Source organism: Armatimonas rosea, from assembly GCF_014202505.1.
Classification (GTDB): Bacteria; Armatimonadota; Armatimonadia; order Armatimonadales; family Armatimonadaceae; genus Armatimonas; species Armatimonas rosea.
Window position 1 is genome coordinate 116,839 of the sequence record NZ_JACHGW010000004.1, and the last position, 16,677, is coordinate 133,515.

15 protein-coding genes are annotated in these 16,677 nt (G+C 64.0%); 11 read left to right on the forward strand and 4 right to left on the reverse strand.

Annotation, left to right across the window (positions count from 1 at the left end):
- Positions 1-2 precede the first annotated feature (2 nt).
- From kdpF to HNQ39_RS19970, 9 genes are all read left to right on the forward strand, one after another.
- Entirely contained in the window at positions 3-89 is an 87-nt protein-coding gene (gene kdpF / locus HNQ39_RS30860) for a K(+)-transporting ATPase subunit F (protein ID WP_184202641.1), read from the forward strand.
- A complete protein-coding gene (kdpA, locus tag HNQ39_RS19935) occupies positions 89-1,753 on the forward strand; it encodes a potassium-transporting ATPase subunit KdpA (protein WP_184200822.1) in 1,665 nt (554 codons plus the stop codon). The genes kdpF and kdpA overlap by 1 nt, the downstream gene beginning before the upstream one ends.
- A gap of 3 nt (positions 1,754-1,756) precedes the next feature.
- Positions 1,757-3,790, forward strand: coding sequence for a potassium-transporting ATPase subunit KdpB (gene kdpB, locus HNQ39_RS19940; RefSeq protein ID WP_184200825.1), 2,034 nt, complete (start codon positions 1,757-1,759; stop codon positions 3,788-3,790).
- Positions 3,791-3,794: 4 nt separating this feature from the next.
- The gene (gene kdpC, locus HNQ39_RS19945) at positions 3,795-4,367 is read left to right on the forward strand and encodes a potassium-transporting ATPase subunit KdpC (RefSeq protein ID WP_184200828.1); all 573 of its coding nucleotides are present in this window, start codon (positions 3,795-3,797) and stop codon (positions 4,365-4,367) included.
- Positions 4,368-4,370: 3 nt separating this feature from the next.
- Positions 4,371-6,050: a sensor histidine kinase gene (locus HNQ39_RS19950; RefSeq protein WP_184200831.1), complete on the forward strand. Its 1,680-nt coding sequence runs from the start codon at positions 4,371-4,373 to the stop codon at positions 6,048-6,050.
- A gap of 5 nt (positions 6,051-6,055) precedes the next feature.
- A complete protein-coding gene (locus HNQ39_RS19955; RefSeq protein WP_184200834.1) occupies positions 6,056-6,820 on the forward strand; it encodes a sigma-54-dependent transcriptional regulator in 765 nt (254 codons plus the stop codon).
- A gap of 3 nt (positions 6,821-6,823) precedes the next feature.
- Entirely contained in the window at positions 6,824-7,936 is a 1,113-nt protein-coding gene (locus HNQ39_RS19960; protein WP_184200837.1) for a universal stress protein, read from the forward strand.
- 2 nt (positions 7,937-7,938) lie between these two features.
- A complete protein-coding gene (locus HNQ39_RS19965; protein ID WP_184200840.1) occupies positions 7,939-8,313 on the forward strand; it encodes a Na-translocating system protein MpsC family protein in 375 nt (124 codons plus the stop codon).
- A 190-nt stretch (positions 8,314-8,503) separates the two neighbouring features.
- Positions 8,504-10,423, forward strand: a complete 1,920-nt coding sequence (locus HNQ39_RS19970) for an APC family permease (RefSeq protein ID WP_184200844.1) — start codon at positions 8,504-8,506, stop codon at positions 10,421-10,423.
- A 48-nt stretch (positions 10,424-10,471) separates the two neighbouring features.
- On the opposite strand, the gene HNQ39_RS19975 is transcribed toward HNQ39_RS19970, so the two are convergent.
- Together HNQ39_RS19975 and HNQ39_RS19980 are read right to left on the reverse strand one after the other, a co-directional pair.
- The gene (locus HNQ39_RS19975) at positions 10,472-11,245 is read right to left on the reverse strand and encodes a carbon-nitrogen hydrolase family protein (protein ID WP_184200847.1); all 774 of its coding nucleotides are present in this window, start codon (positions 11,243-11,245) and stop codon (positions 10,472-10,474) included.
- Positions 11,245-12,462 (reverse strand): cytochrome c3 family protein, encoded by a 1,218-nt coding sequence (locus HNQ39_RS19980; RefSeq protein WP_184200852.1) that lies wholly within the window; start codon positions 12,460-12,462, stop codon positions 11,245-11,247. Before HNQ39_RS19980 ends, HNQ39_RS19975 begins: the two co-directional genes overlap by 1 nt.
- A 67-nt stretch (positions 12,463-12,529) precedes the next feature.
- Between HNQ39_RS19980 and HNQ39_RS19985 the strand changes: the two genes are divergently transcribed.
- Positions 12,530-13,156 carry a GDSL-type esterase/lipase family protein gene (locus HNQ39_RS19985; RefSeq protein ID WP_184200855.1) on the forward strand — a complete coding sequence of 209 codons (627 nt, stop codon included), beginning with the start codon at positions 12,530-12,532 and terminating at the stop codon, positions 13,154-13,156.
- Complete coding sequence (locus HNQ39_RS19990; protein ID WP_184200858.1) at positions 13,153-13,881, forward strand: alpha/beta hydrolase-fold protein; 729 nt, start codon at positions 13,153-13,155, stop codon at positions 13,879-13,881. The genes HNQ39_RS19985 and HNQ39_RS19990 overlap by 4 nt, the downstream gene beginning before the upstream one ends.
- 3 nt (positions 13,882-13,884) lie before the next feature.
- On the opposite strand, the gene moeB is transcribed toward HNQ39_RS19990, so the two are convergent.
- The gene (moeB, locus tag HNQ39_RS19995) at positions 13,885-15,015 is read right to left on the reverse strand and encodes a molybdopterin-synthase adenylyltransferase MoeB (protein WP_184200861.1); all 1,131 of its coding nucleotides are present in this window, start codon (positions 15,013-15,015) and stop codon (positions 13,885-13,887) included.
- A 23-nt stretch (positions 15,016-15,038) separates the two neighbouring features.
- A complete protein-coding gene (locus tag HNQ39_RS20000; RefSeq protein ID WP_184200864.1) occupies positions 15,039-16,616 on the reverse strand; it encodes an ankyrin repeat domain-containing protein in 1,578 nt (525 codons plus the stop codon).
- Positions 16,617-16,677: the final 61 nt, after the last annotated feature.

Genomic DNA, 16,677 nt, shown 5'->3' on the forward strand with positions numbered 1-16,677 from the left:
AGATGCTTGATTATCTGATCACCGGCGGGATCGCAGTGCTCCTGCTGGGCTATCTGCTCTATGCACTGCTACGACCGGAGAAGTTCTAATGACACCCCATGGAGCGCTTCAGATAGCGCTGTACTGCCTGGTCCTGCTCGCTCTCACAAAGCCCGTCGGTGCCTACATGGCGCGGGTATTCTCGGGCGAGGTGACTTGGCTCAAGCCGGTGGAGAGGCGCTGGTACCAGCTACTGGGCGTGCGCGACGATGAGGAGATGCCGTGGCAGACCTATAGCCAAGCGTTGCTTGTGTTCAGCGCGATAGGCATGCTTTTCACCTACGCCCTGCTACGCCTGCAAGGCCAACTGCCCCTGAACCCGCAGGGATTCTCGGGGAAGGAGATGACACCCGATCTCGCCTTCAACACCGCCGCGAGCTTTACGACCAACACCAACTGGCAGAGCTACGTGCCGGAGGCGACGGTCTCCTACTTCTCCAATATGGTCGCGCTGGCGATCCACAACTGGATGAGCGCTGCGGCAGGGATCGCGGTTGCGCTAGCGCTGGTGCGAGGTTTTGCACGCCGCCAGACGGTAGGGCTGGGCTCGTTCTGGGTGGACGTGACCCGAGCGACTCTCTGTGTGCTCTTGCCTGGGTGCTTTGTCTACGCGCTGTTTCTGGTCAGCCAGGGCGTGCCACAAAACTTCGATGCCTACACAAAAGTGACCACGCTGGAGGGCACGGCGCAGACACTAGCACAGGGCCCGGTGGCATCGCAGGAGTGCATCAAGATGCTGGGGACCAACGGGGGCGGCTTCTTCAACGCCAACTCGGCGCATCCCTACGAGAACCCGACTCCGCTCACCAACTTTGTCCAGATGCTCTCGATCTTTCTGATCCCGGCAGGCCTCACCTACACCTTTGGCAGGCTTGTCGGCAACACCCGGCAGGGCTGGGCGCTCTTTGGGGCGATGGCGGCACTCTTTCTTGTGGGCGTCGTGGCCTGCTACGGAGCAGAGGCGGCGGGAAACAACCTAGAGGGGAAAGAGACGCGCTTTGGGATTGTCGGCTCGGCGCTCTTTGCCGTGGTCACCACCGATGCATCGTGTGGGGCGGTCAATGCGATGCACGACTCCTTTACGCCGCTGGGAGGCCTCGTGCCCTTGGTCAATATCCAGCTCGGCGAGGTGGTCTTTGGTGGAGTCGGGGCGGGGCTCTATGGGATGCTGATGTTCGCGGTGCTTGCGGTGTTTATCGCGGGACTGATGGTGGGACGCACCCCCGAGTACCTGGGCAAGAAGATCGAGCAGTATGAGGTCAAGATGGCGATGCTGGCGACCTTGGTGCTCGCCGCGTCCACATTGCTCTTTACCGCAGTGGGCGTGAGTGTCTCGGCGCTCTCTAGCACGACCAACAACGCCGGGGCACACGGCCTCAGTGAAGTTCTCTATGCCTACACATCGGCGACCGGCAACAATGGCTCGGCGTTTGCGGGGCTGACGGCAAACTCCCCCGCGTGGAACGTGACCTTGGGAGTCGCGATGCTCGCCGGGCGCTTTTTGATGATTGTCCCCCTGCTTGCGATGGCGGGAAGCCTTGCGAAAAAGAAGCTCACGCCCGCAACCTCGGGGACATTTCCTACCGATGGTGGGACATTCACGGCGCTCTTGATCGGAGTGGTGGTGATTGTCGGTGCTCTCACCTATCTCCCGGCACTTGCCCTGGGGCCAATCGTGGAGCACTTCCAGTGGCAGGCAGGAAAGGCGTTTTAGCTCATGTCTACAAAGAAATCCTCGCTGCTCGATCCGACCATCGTGCGAGCTGCGCTCCGCGAGGCTCTTATCAAGCTCAACCCGCGCCTCGTGGCAAAGAATCCCGTGATGTTCGTCGTGGAGCTTGGCAGTGCTCTCTCCACTCTCTACTTTATCAAGGAGCTGGTCACGCATTCCGGGAACCCCGCCTTCACCGGCCAGGTCTCGCTCTGGCTCTGGTTTACCGTCCTCTTTGCCAACTTCGCCGAGGCGATGGCCGAAGGGCGCGGCAAGGCCCAGGCCGACTCGCTCCGAAAGACCAAGACACAGACCAGCGCACGCAAGCTCACCGGGGGCAAGGAGTCCAAGGTCAACGCCACAGAGCTACGCAAGGGCGATCTTGTGGTCTGTGAGGCGGGCGATCTGATCCCCGGCGATGGTATTGTCATGGAAGGAATCGCCAGTGTCGATGAGTCGGCGATCACGGGGGAGTCCGCGCCGGTTATTCGGGAGTCCGGCGGCGATAGAGATGCCGTGACCGGGGGGACGCGGGTCCTGTCCGACCGGATTGTGGTCCAGATCAGTGTCAATCCTGGCGAGGGCTTTATCGACCGGATGATCGCTCTGGTCGAGGGGGCACAGCGCCAAAAGACCCCCAATGAGATCGCGCTCTCGATCCTCTTGGCGGGCCTGACAATTGTCTTTCTGCTCGCCGTGGTGACCTTGCAGCCGCTCGCCCACTACTCGGTGCGCTCGGCAGGCCAGGGCCAGGTGCCGACCATCACGGTCCTGATCGCGCTTCTGGTCTGCCTGATCCCCACGACAATCGGGGGGCTGCTCTCCGCTATCGGGATTGCAGGCATGGACCGTGTGATGCAGCACAATGTGCTGGCGATGAGCGGCAAGGCGGTCGAGGCCGCGGGCGATGTGAACACGCTTCTCCTCGACAAGACCGGGACGATCACCTACGGGAACCGCCAGGCCGCTGAGTTTCTCCCTATTCCTGGCGTGACAATCGAGCGGCTCGCCCGCGCCGCGTATCTGTCAAGCCTCGCCGACGAGACCCCGGAGGGGCGCTCGATTGTTCAGCTCGCACGGGAAAAGTACGGTGTCCCCGACCAGGCTCTCCCCGACGCGGAGTTTGTCCCCTTTACCGCCCAGACCCGTATGAGCGGAGTCGATTCGGCGAGCTACACCGTCCGAAAAGGCGCGACCGACAGCATCAAGAAGCTTGTCGGCACGGTCCCCGAGGAGCTCGACGTGATCTCGCGCGGGATCGCCACGGCGGGTGGGACTCCCCTCGCGGTCGCGGAGAACGGCGAGCCACTTGGCGTGATCTACTTAAAAGACGTGGTCAAGGCCGGCATGAAGGAGCGCTTCGATGCCCTCCGTGCGATGGGGATCAAGACCATCATGATCACCGGCGACAACCCGCTCACCGCCAAGGCAATCGCCGAAGAGGCGGGAGTCGATGACTTCCTCGCCCAGGCCACCCCCGAGGATAAGATGGCCCTGATCAAGTCCGAGCAAGAAGGGGGCAAGCTAGTGGCGATGACCGGCGACGGTACCAACGACGCGCCTGCCCTTGCCCAGGCCGATGTGGGGGTCGCGATGAACTCGGGGACCCAAGCGGCAAAAGAAGCCGCCAATATGGTGGACCTCGACTCCAACCCGACCAAGCTCATCGAGGTGGTGGAGATCGGCAAGCAGCTTCTCATGACCCGCGGTGCCCTGACCACGTTCTCTATCGCCAACGATGTCGCCAAGTACTTCGCCATCCTGCCTGCGATGTTCGTGGCAACCTACCCGGAGCTAGAAAGACTCAATATCCTCCACCTCACCAACCCGCAGTCTGCGATCCTGGCGAGCGTCATCTTCAACGCGCTCATCATTATCGCCCTGATCCCGCTCGCGCTCCGTGGGGTCGCCTACAAGCCCATGAGCGCCGCAAAGACACTCCAGCGCAACCTCCTGATCTATGGCCTCGGAGGGCTCCTTGTCCCCTTCCCTGCCATCTGGCTCATCGACCGACTCGTGGTGCTGCTGCACCTGGCATAAACCCATGAAAAACCAACTCCGACCGGCGCTTGTCAGCGTCGCTCTCTTCACCCTCGTGACGGGATTTCTCTTCCCTGGCGCCGTTACAGCCGTCGCGGCCCTCGCCTTTCCGAAACAGGCACATGGGAGTCTCGTTGTCAAAGCCGGCAAGGTCATCGGCTCAACACTCATCGGGCAAAACTTCACGAAGCCCGAGTACTTCCACCCCAGGCCATCGGCGGCGGGTAACGGCTTCGATGGCACGAGCTCGGGCAGCACCAACCTTGGCCCCACCAGCGCCAAGCTGCGGACCCAACAGACGGACCTTACCAGCGCCTACCGTACCGAAAATACGCTTGATGCCAGCGGCACTGTCCCCGTGGATGCGGTCACACGCTCCGCCTCCGGGCTCGATCCGCACATCTCCCCCGAGAACGCGCTCCTCCAAGCCGCGCGGGTGGCAAAAGCACGGGGCAAGAGCCTCGAGTCTGTCAAGGCGCTGGTGGCTCAGCACACGGAGGGCCGGACGTTTGGAGTGCTTGGGGAGCCGCGCGTGAATGTCCTGGCGCTCAATCTCGCCCTCGACGGACTACAATAGGCCATGCAAAACCTCCGACGCCAGCTCTTGCTTAGCCACTTGCTCCTGATTGGGCTGATGCTTCTGCTACTCGCGGGCGGCGTCCTGCGCTTCTTCCATCTCGGGCGCTCCATCGACCGGGTCTTGGATGCCAATGTCAAGAGTGTCCTGCTCATGCAGCAGACCAAAGACGCGCTCAGTGCCCAGCCCGTGCGCCTCCCCGAGGCGGCGTTTGCGATCCAGCAAGAGCTCGGGAACATCACCGAGCCCGGTGAGGGGGAGCTGGCAGAGGCACTGAGGGACGGTTTTGACGCGCTCCGAACGGGCACCGGCGATCGAAAGCAGGTTAGTGCCAAGGCGCAGGAGATCCTGGAGCTCAACCTCGCCGCGATGCGCCGCGCCGATGCCGAGGCCAAGCACGAGGCGCGACAGTCCGCGCTCCTCGGGGCCGCGGCGACTGTTGGCGCGGCGGTGCTCGCCGTGCTCTTGGCCCGTCGGGCTGTTCAAGGGGCGCTCCTGCCGCTGGTCTCGCTCGCTCGCCAGGCCGAGGAGGTTGGCGAGGGACGGCTCAACCAGCGGATCGAGCTCACCCGCAGCGATGAGATCGGCACCCTGGCCCGGGCCTTCAACGGCATGTCCGAGAAGCTCGCCGAGGCACGGGCGGCGCTGGAGGCACGACTGATCCGCGCCGAGCGCATGAACGATGCCGCCCTGGAGAGCCTCTACGATCCCGTGATTGTCACCGATGCGGCCGGGCGGCTGGTCCACCTCAATCGTGCGGCCGAGAGCCTACTGGGGCAACCCCTCGGCACGCGGCTCGGCGAGGCGCGGCTGGCACAGGCCGTGGACACCGCGCTCCAGGAGGGCAAGACGGTCGCCCCCGACGATAGCTCGGCGCTGGTGGGGCTCAAGGACAAGACCTTCCGCCTCCGTGTCAGCCCGATGCGCACGGAGAGCGAGCCCCTCGGCGCAGTGATCGTCCTGGAGGATATCACCTCGCTTCAGGAAGTAGACCGCCTCAAGACCGAGTTCATCAGTGTGGCCTCGCACGAGCTCCGAACCCCCGTGACCAGCCTGCTCCTCTCGGTCCAGCTCCTCCAGGAGGGAGCGGTTGGGACCCTCACGGCACCCCAGAGCCAGCTGATCCAAGCCCAGCGCGACGATCTTGAGCGCCTGGAGCGGCTCCTGCGAGAACTGCTGGACCTGACCAAGCTAGAGAGCGGTGCGAGCCCACCCCAGCTGGAGGCAGTTGCCGCACGCTCCCTCTGCACGGCGGCGCTTGACGGGATTCGTGCGGAGGCGGGCGCACAAGGAGTCTCCCTGGCGGTTGGGACACTAACCGAGACCTTGGTTTGGGCAGACACAGGGCAGCTCACGCGGGTTCTCACCAACCTCCTGGGCAACGCCATCCGGCACACGCCCCGCGGCGGCACCGTGACCCTCGAGGCACGTGAGCTGCCATCGGAAGTGATTGTTACGGTCTCGGACACGGGGAGCGGGATTCCCCAGGAGTATCTGAGCGAGATCTTCGGGCGCTTTACCCAGGTGCCCGGAGCCACCCGCGGCGGGGCAGGACTTGGCCTCTCCCTCGCCAAAGCCATTGTCGAGGCGCACGGCGGCACGATCGCCGCCCAGAGCGCTGGTGTCGGCAAGGGAAGTGCCTTTATCTTCACCTTGCCCCGAACAGAGAAAACACGAGAGTAAACATCATGGCAAAGCTACTAATTATCGACGATGAGAGCAATATCCGGCTGATGCTTCGGCTCGCCCTCGAGCATGTGGGGCACACGGTTGAGCAGGCGGGCGACGGCATCGAGGGCCTAGAAAAGTTCGGGCAGGGCGCGGGCTGGGACCTGGTCCTGCTCGATCACCGCATGCCGGGAATGGAGGGAATCGATGTCTTGCGCGAGCTGCGCCGACGAAATCCCCACGCGCGGGTGGTGATGATCACGGCCTTTGGGACGGTCGATCTGGCATCGGAGGCGATCCGGGCAGGCGCGACCGACTTCCTGCGAAAGCCCTTCACGATCGAGGTGCTGCGCGAGGCGGTCGAGGCGGCCCTGAGCGAGCGCCCCCACCTGCCCCATATCGCCAATGCCGCCCCCCAGCCCAGCCTCTCGTTTGAGCGCCTCGGGATCAACGGCTACCGCCTCGCCAGCCTCCCCGGCCTGGAGCACCACCCCGATCAGAGCGTCACCAAGGTCTTCAGTGTCCAGAAAACCGAGGGGGCGGGTCGTGCGTGCCGGGTGACTCTCACGGCGGCGGCGGTGGAGCAGGTTCGCCAGCACGCGCTTGGAAGCCCCCTCCCTGGCGGTGATACGTTTTGGGAGGCGCTCTGTGGCGAGGCGCTCGCCAACTACCTCTGGCAGAATGTCACCCTCCCCACGGGCGGCCAGCTACTGGTGGAGGAGCTGACATCGGGGCTGCGCCGCTGGGTCGATGCAGTGGTTCAGACAGCGGGAGCGGTGGCCTAAGCGATGGACCTGGGTGTGGGAAGCACGCCGCGCGGGCGGCACAAGATCTTTCTGGGCTTCGCGGCAGGTGTCGGCAAGACCTGCGAGATGCTCTCGGAGGCCAACCGGCGGCGGGAGCGCGGCCAGGAGGTGGTGATTGGCTACCTGGAGACCCACGGCCGCGCTGGCACCGAGGCGCTGATCGGGGAGCTTCCCTGTGTCCCGCGCCGCCAGCAGGCCTACAAGGGGAGCACCTTTGAGGAGATGGACACGGAGGCGATCCTGGCCCGCCCACCGCAGTGCGTTCTCGTCGATGAGCTGGCCCATACCAATGTCCCCGGAAGCCCCCGCGCCAAGCGCTGGCAAGATGTGGAGGTGCTCCTCGCGGCAGGAATCAATGTCCTCTCGACCCTCAATGTCCAGCACCTGGAGAGCCTCAACGACACGGTCTTGGAGATCACGGGAGTGCGCGTCCGGGAGACCGTCCCCGACCACGTCCTACGCGATGCCGACGAGGTCCAGATGATCGATATCACGCCCCGTGCGCTGGTCAACCGCCTGGAGCGCGGCGATATCTACAAGCCCGAGAAAGTGGCGCAGGCCCGACAGAACTGGTTTCGGGAGGGGAACCTCAATGCCCTGCGGGAGATCGCGCTCCGGGAGATCGCGCAAGAGGTTGATGACGAGCTAGAGACCTACCGGCGCGAGCGTCGGATCGCCCAGCCCTGGGCCACCCACGACCGGATCATGGTCTGCCTCTCCCCGACCCAGTCGTCGCTGCGGATCCTGCGGCGGGGCTGGCGGATCGCCCGGCGGCTGAAAGGCGAGCTGGTGGCGGTCTATGTCGAGGCGCGGCCCCCACGGCCGCAGGAGCAAGCGATCCTCAAGGCGGACTTTGCGGTCGCCGACCAGCTCCAGATTCCGGTCGTGACCCTCCAGGGCTCGGATGTGGCGGCGGAGCTGGTGCGGTATGCTCGGGAGAAGAGTGTGACTCAGGTGGTCCTGGGGCACTCGGACCGCTCGCACTGGCAGGAGCTCCTGCGCGGCAGTATCGTCAATCGCCTGACCCGTGAGCTACGCTCCATCGACCTTCTCATCATGGCAAACAGTACACAAGCAACTCAGGAGGCGCTCTAACCATGCCCAAGACCAAAGGCGAGCTGGAGTCAGAAGCGGCCAGCGCGACTGTCAAGTTTCAGCGTGAGCAGCAGGGCCGTGGCCCCACCGATGTGCGCGCGACCCTGGTCGGGGAGCTGCTCCTGGTGCGCTCCAGCGGGATCTTCACCCCCACCGAGGCGCATCTGGCAGTCTCCGACGAGGGCCGCAAGCTGATCAAGTCCGCCCGGATCGAGCTGCGGAGCATCAACCACGGTGAGATCGAGGCGATCCTCTCCGACCTCGCGCGGAGCGTCGTGGTGCGCAGCTACTACGACCTCAATGTCGAGGCCGCCGAGCAGGTCGAGGTCTATATCTTCGCGGAGAACATAGAAAAAAGACTGCTTGCACCCCACTGAAAGCGGAGGTAAAGTGCGTTTCATAGCAACTAAATAATGCTCGCGCAACCTCAGGTTGCCGAAACGAAGGGGCACGGACACCGTGTCTTGTCGCGACGGAGGCCAAAGAAGCGTGGTTGAGCCGGAAAGCGTTTGTCTTTCCGACTCCCACCTTTTTTGGCCTCCGTTTTTTTTGCTCTGGAACAAATACATGACTGGAAACTCGCAACCGCCCGTGGGCTTCGCTCGCCGACTCCTCCTGGGCGCTCCCCTCTCCTCAGACCACGCGGAGCACACACTGCTTCGTAAGCTGGTCGCCCTCCCTGTCTTCGCCTCCGATGCGATCTCGTCGGTGGCGTATGCATCGCAGCAGATTATCCTCGCCCTGGGTGGCGCTGGCCTCTGGATGGCAGGCCAGAGCGCGACCTACGGCCACTACACGCTCCTGATCACCGGGCTGATTGTCTTGCTCCTCGGAATTGTGGTGATGAGCTACTGGCAGACAGTCTTTGCCTACCCGAGCGGCGGCGGGAGCTACATCGTGAGCAAGGAGAACCTTGGCACGATGCCGGGCCTGATCGCCGCCGCCGCGCTGCTGATCGACTATGTTCTTACGGTCTCGGTCTCGATCGCGGCGGGGATTCAGAACCTCAAGGACGTCCCTCTCTTCGCCCACGCCCATATCAGCGAGCACTTGGTTCTCTACTGCCTGCTGGCCATTGGGGTGCTGACCTACGCCAACCTGCGCGGGCTGAAGGAGTCGGGGACGGTGTTTGCGCCGCCGACCTACGCCTTTGTTGGCCTCTGCTATCTCATGATCTTTCTGGGAATCGCGGGCCCGTTTCTCGGCTGGCAGTTCCACCCAGAGTACGTGAACCAGGAGTGGGGCGCGGGCAAGGCGGCGGAGACCCTGGGGCTGGTCGTGCTGATGAAGGCCTTTGCCAACGGTTGCTCCGCGATGACCGGCACCGAGGCGGTGAGCAATGGCATTCCCGCCTTTCAGGGCAATAAGTCCAAGAACGCGGCACTCACGCTGCTGGCGATGGGGCTGATCCTGGGGAGCCTCTTTCTGGGCATCTCGTTTCTGGCGGTGAAGTTCCACGTGGTCTACTGGGAGGAGAACGGCAAGACCGCCAATGCCGTGATCGACCAGCTCTCGGGGGCGATCTTTGGCAAGACCGGCAAGTTTGCCTTTCTCTATGTCGCCACCCAGCTCGCCACCGCCCTGATCCTCGTGCTGGCGGCCAACACCGCCTACGCCGACTTCCCGCGCCTGGCATCCATTCTCTCCAAAGATAAGTTCCTGCCGCGCCAGCTCAGCAATGTTGGGGACCGGCTGGTCTTTAACAATGGGATTGTGATGCTGGGGGTCTTTGCCGCGTTGCTGATTGTCGTGAAGAAAGGCAGTGTCGATGCGCTGATCCCGCTCTACGCCATCGGGGTGTTTCTGGCCTTTACCCTCTCGCAGACTGGGATGGTGCTCCACTGGAAGAGCGAGAAGAGCCCGGGCTGGGGGCGCAAGGCGGCGATCAATGGGATTGGCGCGGTGGCAACTTTCCTAGTCCTGCTGGATATCGCCTTCGAGAAGTTCACCGAGGGTGCGTGGATCGTCATCCTGCTCATGGCGGCGCTGGTCATGCTCTTTCGCAAGATCCACCGCCACTACTGCGATATCGCCAGCCAGCTCCGCCTCACCAAGCTCTCCCCCATCGCGGCCCCGACCGTCAATACGGTCGTATTGCTCGTACCCTCGGTGCACCGTGGCGTGCTCCCCGCGCTCGCCTACGCCCGCTCGCTCTCGCCGGAGGTGCGTGCGGTCCATGTCGGTCTGAACCCCGAGAAGCTCGATGCGCTCCGCCAGGAGTGGGCTCAGGTGGCGGGAGAGATTCCCCTGATCGTCCTGCCCTCGCCCTACCGCATGCTGGTTCCGCCCTTGTTGGAGTACCTGCAGACTGTCCAGGACGAGCGCACCGACGATATGGTCATGGTGATCCTCCCGGAGGCGGTCCCGACCCGCTGGTGGCACCACCTCCTGCACAACCAGACCGGGTTTCGGCTCAAGCTCGCGCTGCTCTCGCGCCCCGATCTGGTGGTCACCAACGTCCGTTATCCGCTCCAGCGCGGAGACTAGGCCCTCTGGCGACCGACCATCGCGGCGATCCCGTAGCGAATGTTTGCCTTAGTCTGTCAACGTAATCGTCGCCACGACCATGCCTTCGTCCTTGCCCGTGCTCGCGACCAGGGTACCGTCGGGGGCGACGATGCGGCTGTGGCCGTAGTCCCAGGTCTGGCCGACCGTGCCGCCTTGGTTGGCAACAAGATGCCAGCAGCCGGACTCAATCGCGTTCTGTGCGGCGTACTCCTCGAAGAGCCAGCCGTGGTCGCCGGTCCAAGCGGAGACCGTCGCGATGATTTGTGCCCCGGCTTCGGCAAGGTGCTTGCCGTAGCCGTGGGACATCTCGACACAGATCATCATCCCCAGCTTCCCCCACGGGCTCTCGACCACAAGCCCCGCCTGGTCACCGTAGCTCCAGAAACAGTGCTCATTGCCGCCCGTCTCTTCGTCCCAGAGCCGGTGCTTGCGGTAGCGAGCAAGAATCCCGCCGGGGCCGAGAAAGACACTGGTGTTATAGAGCTTACTGTCGGGGCCAAGCTCGGTCATGCCAAAGATCACATGAAGATTTAGCGCCTCTGCTTGCTCCGTCAGCCAGTCGCAGCTCGGGCCGGGGATGGGCTCGGCGGTGCGCCGGACGTAGTCTTTCTCCCTGTCGGTGGGGACGTGTGAGATATAGCCCCAGCCAGGGTTCTGCTGGAGCGCCACCTCGGGAAAGAGCACGAGCTCCGCGCCCTGGGCTTTTGCCGCGTGGAGGTAGCGCAGGAAAGTCGCACGGTTCGCCGCCACATCGCACTCGGCGCGCAGGCAGACAGTAGCCACGATGAGTGTCTTTGCCATCACTTTACCTTCGGGTACCACTTCTTCACGGAGTCCAGCGCCCACTCCACGGACTTGTCTTTGTGGCAGGTGTTGCAGCTATTGGGAGTCTTGCCATCGAGCGAGACACTTGGGGAGATAAAGCGAAAGGTGTGGTCCCGCGCCTCCGCCCCGACCGAGTTCTCGCCCAGGTTGGCCATGTGGCAGCCGATACACTGGCTCCCCGTACTCAGCGGCGCGTGGTGTGTGTGCTCCGTGATACTCTTGACCTCCGGCCCGACACTCTTGCCCGGCCCGTGGCACGAGCTGCAGAGCGCATTCGTACTGGCGGACTTGATGGTCATCGACGTATTTCGGGAGCCATGGGCATCGTGGCAGTTGGAGCACTGGAGGCCGCGGGCGTGCATGACGCTGTGCGTGTAGGTGTTGCCCTGCACCCGGTTCTTGTGTGCCGTCCCATTGGCCCAGAACTCCGCGGTCTGCTTGCCCGGCTCCGGCTCGAAGCCCTGCCAGTAGTTGGTAAGAGTCTTGCCGGGCTCGTAGCCGACTGCCCAGGCGTAGTCGTTGGTGCCCTTGGGCTTTCCCGCCTGGTGGCAGGCGAGGCAGACATCCAGTGAGCGCTCGGTGCTGAGGCGCGCGGGATTGACCACATTCTCCTTGGTCGGCTGCGCAGCGTGGGCTTTACCCGGGCCGTGGCAGCTCTCGCAGGTGATATTGAGCTCGGTCCAGGTCTGGGTCTTGGGATCGACTCCGGTGCTATGGCAGCCCGCGCAGAGCTTGAAGTTGGAGCGTGTCTTCCAGTCCGGGTGCTGGGGATACCACCAGTCTGATTTTCCCGTGTAGGCCTGCCACTTCTTCTCCTGGATGCTCCACTGCGCCGGAAAGACCACTTCCTCGCCGTTGACCACGCCGATAAAACGTTGCTTCCAGCGGTGCCCAATCACCCACTTCACGTCCTTCAGCTCAAACGGCCGGGTCGGGTCGGGCTTGCTAAAGTCGGCGAGAATGGTCTTCCCCGGCCCCTCGGCGACTGCGGGGCGGATCATCTTGTTGTGCGGCGAGCCCTTCCAGCTGTCGAAGTAGCTCTGGTGACACGGAGCGCACTTCTCGGAGCCCACGTAGGCGGCTTGGTCGATCTGCGGCAGGGGCACCTGTGGAGCCTGCGTGGTGTCTTTGGAGTACCCAAACGCGGTGACAAGAAACGCCGAGGTCACCGCAAGGAAGAGAAAACGTCGCATGGGGCATTCTACCGCCAATTCAAACTCTTAAACGTTAAGGGGGCTCTAGCGGCTACAATAGGCAGTGGTGGAATATTTTGAACCCGAAGTTCGTCTCCTAGAGCCGCGCACCCGCCTGGCTGGCTCCAATAGTATCGTCTTTTACGGGAGCTCATCGGTGCGGCTCTGGACCACGCTCCAGAGCGATATCGCTCCCCTTACCGAAGCCCCCCATCCCCCGATCCTCAACCTGGGCTTTGGGGGCTCGACTCTGGCAGCCTGCGTGCACTACTTCGACCGGCTGCCGGGGCGCGTGATCAAAGAGCACGGCCCGCTCCGCTCGCTGGTTGTCTATGCCGGAGAGAACGACCTAGGGGACGGTGCCTCGGTCGATCAGGTGGTGGACTCGTTCTTCTGGCTCCATGCCATGGTCCGCGACCGGCTGGGTGAGACCCCCTTTGTGTTTCTCTCGATCAAGCCCTCGCCTGCCCGTGCCCCGATCTTGGAGAAGATTCGCCAAGCCAACGCCCGGATCGCCACGCTGATTCCATCGCGCCCCCAGAGCCAGTTCGTCGATGTCTACGCCTCGATGGTGGACAGCGACGGCAAGCCGCGGGCGGAGCTCTGGTGCGACGATGGCATCCATCTTAGCGCGGCGGGCTACGCGCTCTGGACACAGCTTCTCGCGGTTCATCAGGTGCGGCTCTTTCGGTGAATCGTGAGTACCATACCTGGCACAGTCCCGCGCTCAGCCAGGAGCTGGAGCTACTGGTCTTTGGGCACGCGGGGGCTCGGGTGCTGGTCTTTCCCACCCGCGATGGCCGCTTCTTCGACTACGAGGACTGGCGCATGGTCGCCGCACTGGGGCAAAAGATCGAGGCGGGCGAGCTCCAGCTCTACTGCCTCGATAGCATCGACCGACAGTCCCTCTACGCCAACTGGGCACGCCCCGAGGATCGGATGCGCCGCCACCTCGACTACGAGCGCTATGTCTTGGACGAAGTGATCCCCTTCACTCAGGAGCGAAACGAGCACCCAACCTTGGTGGCACACGGCTGTAGCCTCGGGGCGTTCCATGCCATGAACCTGGCGCTACGCCATCCGCAAACGGTCAATCGTGTGGTCGCCTTCTCCGGGCGCTACGACCTGACGGAGTCTGTCGGCTCATTTCGGGGGCTCTTTGATGGGCACTACGACGAGACCATCTACTTCAACACGCCCACGCACTTTCTGGCCAACCTCACCGATGAGGTGCTCCTGGCGCAGCTACGGCGGCTAGAGATTGTCTTCACCATTGGCCGCGACGATGCCTTCTTTCCTAACAACGAGCGCCTCGCCTCGCTCCTCAATGAGAAGGCCATCGCGCACCAGTTCGCGATCTGGGACGGTGAAGCGCACCGTCCCCGCTACTGGCGCCCGATGGCCCGGCTCTATCTGTAGTGCCTAGTACTTGGTGATGGTCGGATCGACCTCATCGGCCCAGGCAAGGATGCCCCCCTTGAGGTTAGTCAGGTTGGTGAAGCCATTTGCCTGGAGAAACATCAGGGCATCGGCACTGCGCTTACCACTGCGGCACTGCACCACGATCTCCGCATCCGGGTCCAGCTCGCCCATCCGCTGTGGGATGGTTCCCAAGGGAATCAGCTGTGCCGTCGGAATCCGGCAAAGCTCGAACTCATTGGGCTCGCGAACATCGATCAAAAGAAAGTCATCCCCACGGTCGAGCTTGGCTTTTAGCTCCGTGGGCGTTATCTCACGCATTGAAGTTACTCCTAGGTCGCATTGTACCCCAGCCAGATCCACAAGCGCGTGGATACGAGGAACATCGCCACAAGCGGCACAAGCGGGGTTTCGAGCGAGCCGGAGCTCCCGAAAGCGCAGGGTCAGGGCATCGATCAGGAGCAAGCGCCCCACAAGCGGAAGCCCCAGCCCAACCAGGAGCTTGAGTGTCTCGGTGGCCTGGAGCACTCCGACAAGGCCAGGGAGAACCCCTAGGACCCCCGCCTCACTGCACGAGGGCACGGTTCCCGGCGCGGGCGGCTGGGGGTGGAGGCAGCGGTAGCACGCCCCCCCCGGCAGAAAGACACTCACCTCGCCCTCGAACCGATGGATCGCGCCATGAACATGGGGAATCCCAAGCAGGACGCTCGCATCGCTGACAAGATAGCGCGTGGGGAAGTTATCGGCCCCATTGACAATCACGTCACTGCCGGTGAGGAGCTCGGGCGCATTGGCCGCGGTCAAGCGCACGGCGTGGGCCTCGACTCTAACCAGCGGGTTCTGGGCGCGGAGCCGGTCTGCTGCCACCTCTGCCTTGAGCCTGCCCACATCGGCGTCGGTGTAGAGGACCTGCCGCTGCAAGTTGGACCGATCCACCACATCGTTGTCGATCACCCGCACGGTCCCCACACCGGCCGCGACAAGGTACTGGAGCACGGGGCAGCCCAGTCCGCCCGCCCCAACCACCGCGACAGTCGCCTCGGCGAGCCGTAGCTGGCCGCTTACCCCGAGCTCAGGGAGGAGGACATGGCGGGCGTAGCGCTCGCCCTCGGCAGGAGTGAGAGATCGTTGCATCGACCTACAGTGTATCGAATCTCTCAGCGGTCGTCGTCGGGGCTCCCCTGCGGCTCCGCAAAGGCCAGGAGCGAGACAACCGCGACCCGCCGCGCCTCCTGCGCGGCGGCAAGCGCACCGCGTGGGTCGGCTCCAAAGGTGAGGAGGCGTTGCACCGCCGGGACATCTCCATCGCGGGCCGCAAGGACGAGCGCAGTGTCTCCCTGGGCATCCGTCAGGTCAAGCTCTGCGCCGCAGAGGAGAAGGAAGCGCAGGGCTTCGTCGCCATGCACCGCCGCTTCGTAGAGCGCCACCGTATCGGCGCGTGTGTGCTCAAGCCGCGCTTGCTGGAGGGGAAGCGCATCGGGCACCTCGCCAAGCAGAGCGCGCAGCTCCTCCGACGAAACATGCCGCAGGAGGCTCGGATCGGCACCCCGGGCCAGGAGCAGCCGTGCCAGCTCCGGCTGGTCGGTGAGTACGGCGACATCCAGTGGGGTTCCCAAGACAGCAGTCCCGGCATTGGGCGAGGCCCCCACGGTGAGCAAGCGCTCGACCAGCTCGGCGCGGCCCCTTGCAATCGCACCCATCAGGGGAGTCTCCTGACCGGAGATTGGTGCATCGAGGAGTGTGCCGGGACGCGGCCACAGCTCGGCGGTGCGCGCGGCATCCCCCATCGCAATCGCTTCCAGAAAGCCGACTGTCGCCCCGGCCTGGGTCAGCAGCGTCGTGATCCGCAGGTTCTCCGCAGTCAGTGCGATCAGCAGCGGCGTGTGCCCAAAGGCATTGCGCCCATTGAGCAGGCTTCCCTCGTCGAGGAGCTCCGCGACCAGCTTGGGGTTGCCTCCCTCAGCAGCCGCATGGAGGAGGGTGTCGTCGGTGCGGCCCCGGAGTCCGAGATAATCGGAGCGGTCATCGGCCGGGACAAGTGCCTTCCAGAGTCGCTCGTCACCGGCGCGCAGGGCGCGGTGGAGGACCGTATCATGGTCGCCAGCGCGCTCGTCAGGCCGGGCTCCCGCCTCCAGGAGGAGTGGAAGCGTATGGGAAGCGCTTCGGCCCTGGACATAGAAGATCGGCGTGTGCCCCCACCTGTCCCGCGCGTGCACCGATGCCCCCGCTCGCAAGAGCCGCTCGGTCAGGTCAGCGTCTCCCTGGCGAACCGCCCACATCAGCGGGGTGGGCCGATCACTCTCCCCCTCACCGTCGGGTCGGGCACCATGGCTCAGGAGCAGTGCCACGAGAGCGAGGTCTCCCCGTCGAATCGCCAGGTGGAGCGGCCCGATCCCCCGCTCATCCCGACAGTCAGGGTCGGCTCCGTGTGCGAGCAGGCGCTCCGCGATCTCCCCTCGGTGCTCGTCCACAGCCCACCAGAGCGCGGTTCGGCCCCACGGGTCTCGGGCATTGATGGGGGCATGGCTCTCCAGAAAACGCTTGACGATTCGGGCGTAGCCCAGCGCCGACGCGCCCCAGAGGGTTGTCCAGTCGTGGGGGCAGAAGCGGGCGGGGGCGGCGCTGTTCTGGATCGGAGCGGGAGCGTAGCGCCCCATCCGAAGCATGTCCTCCCGCACATCGCGGTGCTGGCGAAGTTTCCCCACCCGCCGGGCTCGCTTCCAGGAGAAGGCCATTTGCCTAGTATACGCCTTTCTTCCCCGCAGGGTTCCTGTTTGCTTTTTGTTTCCGGCCTCT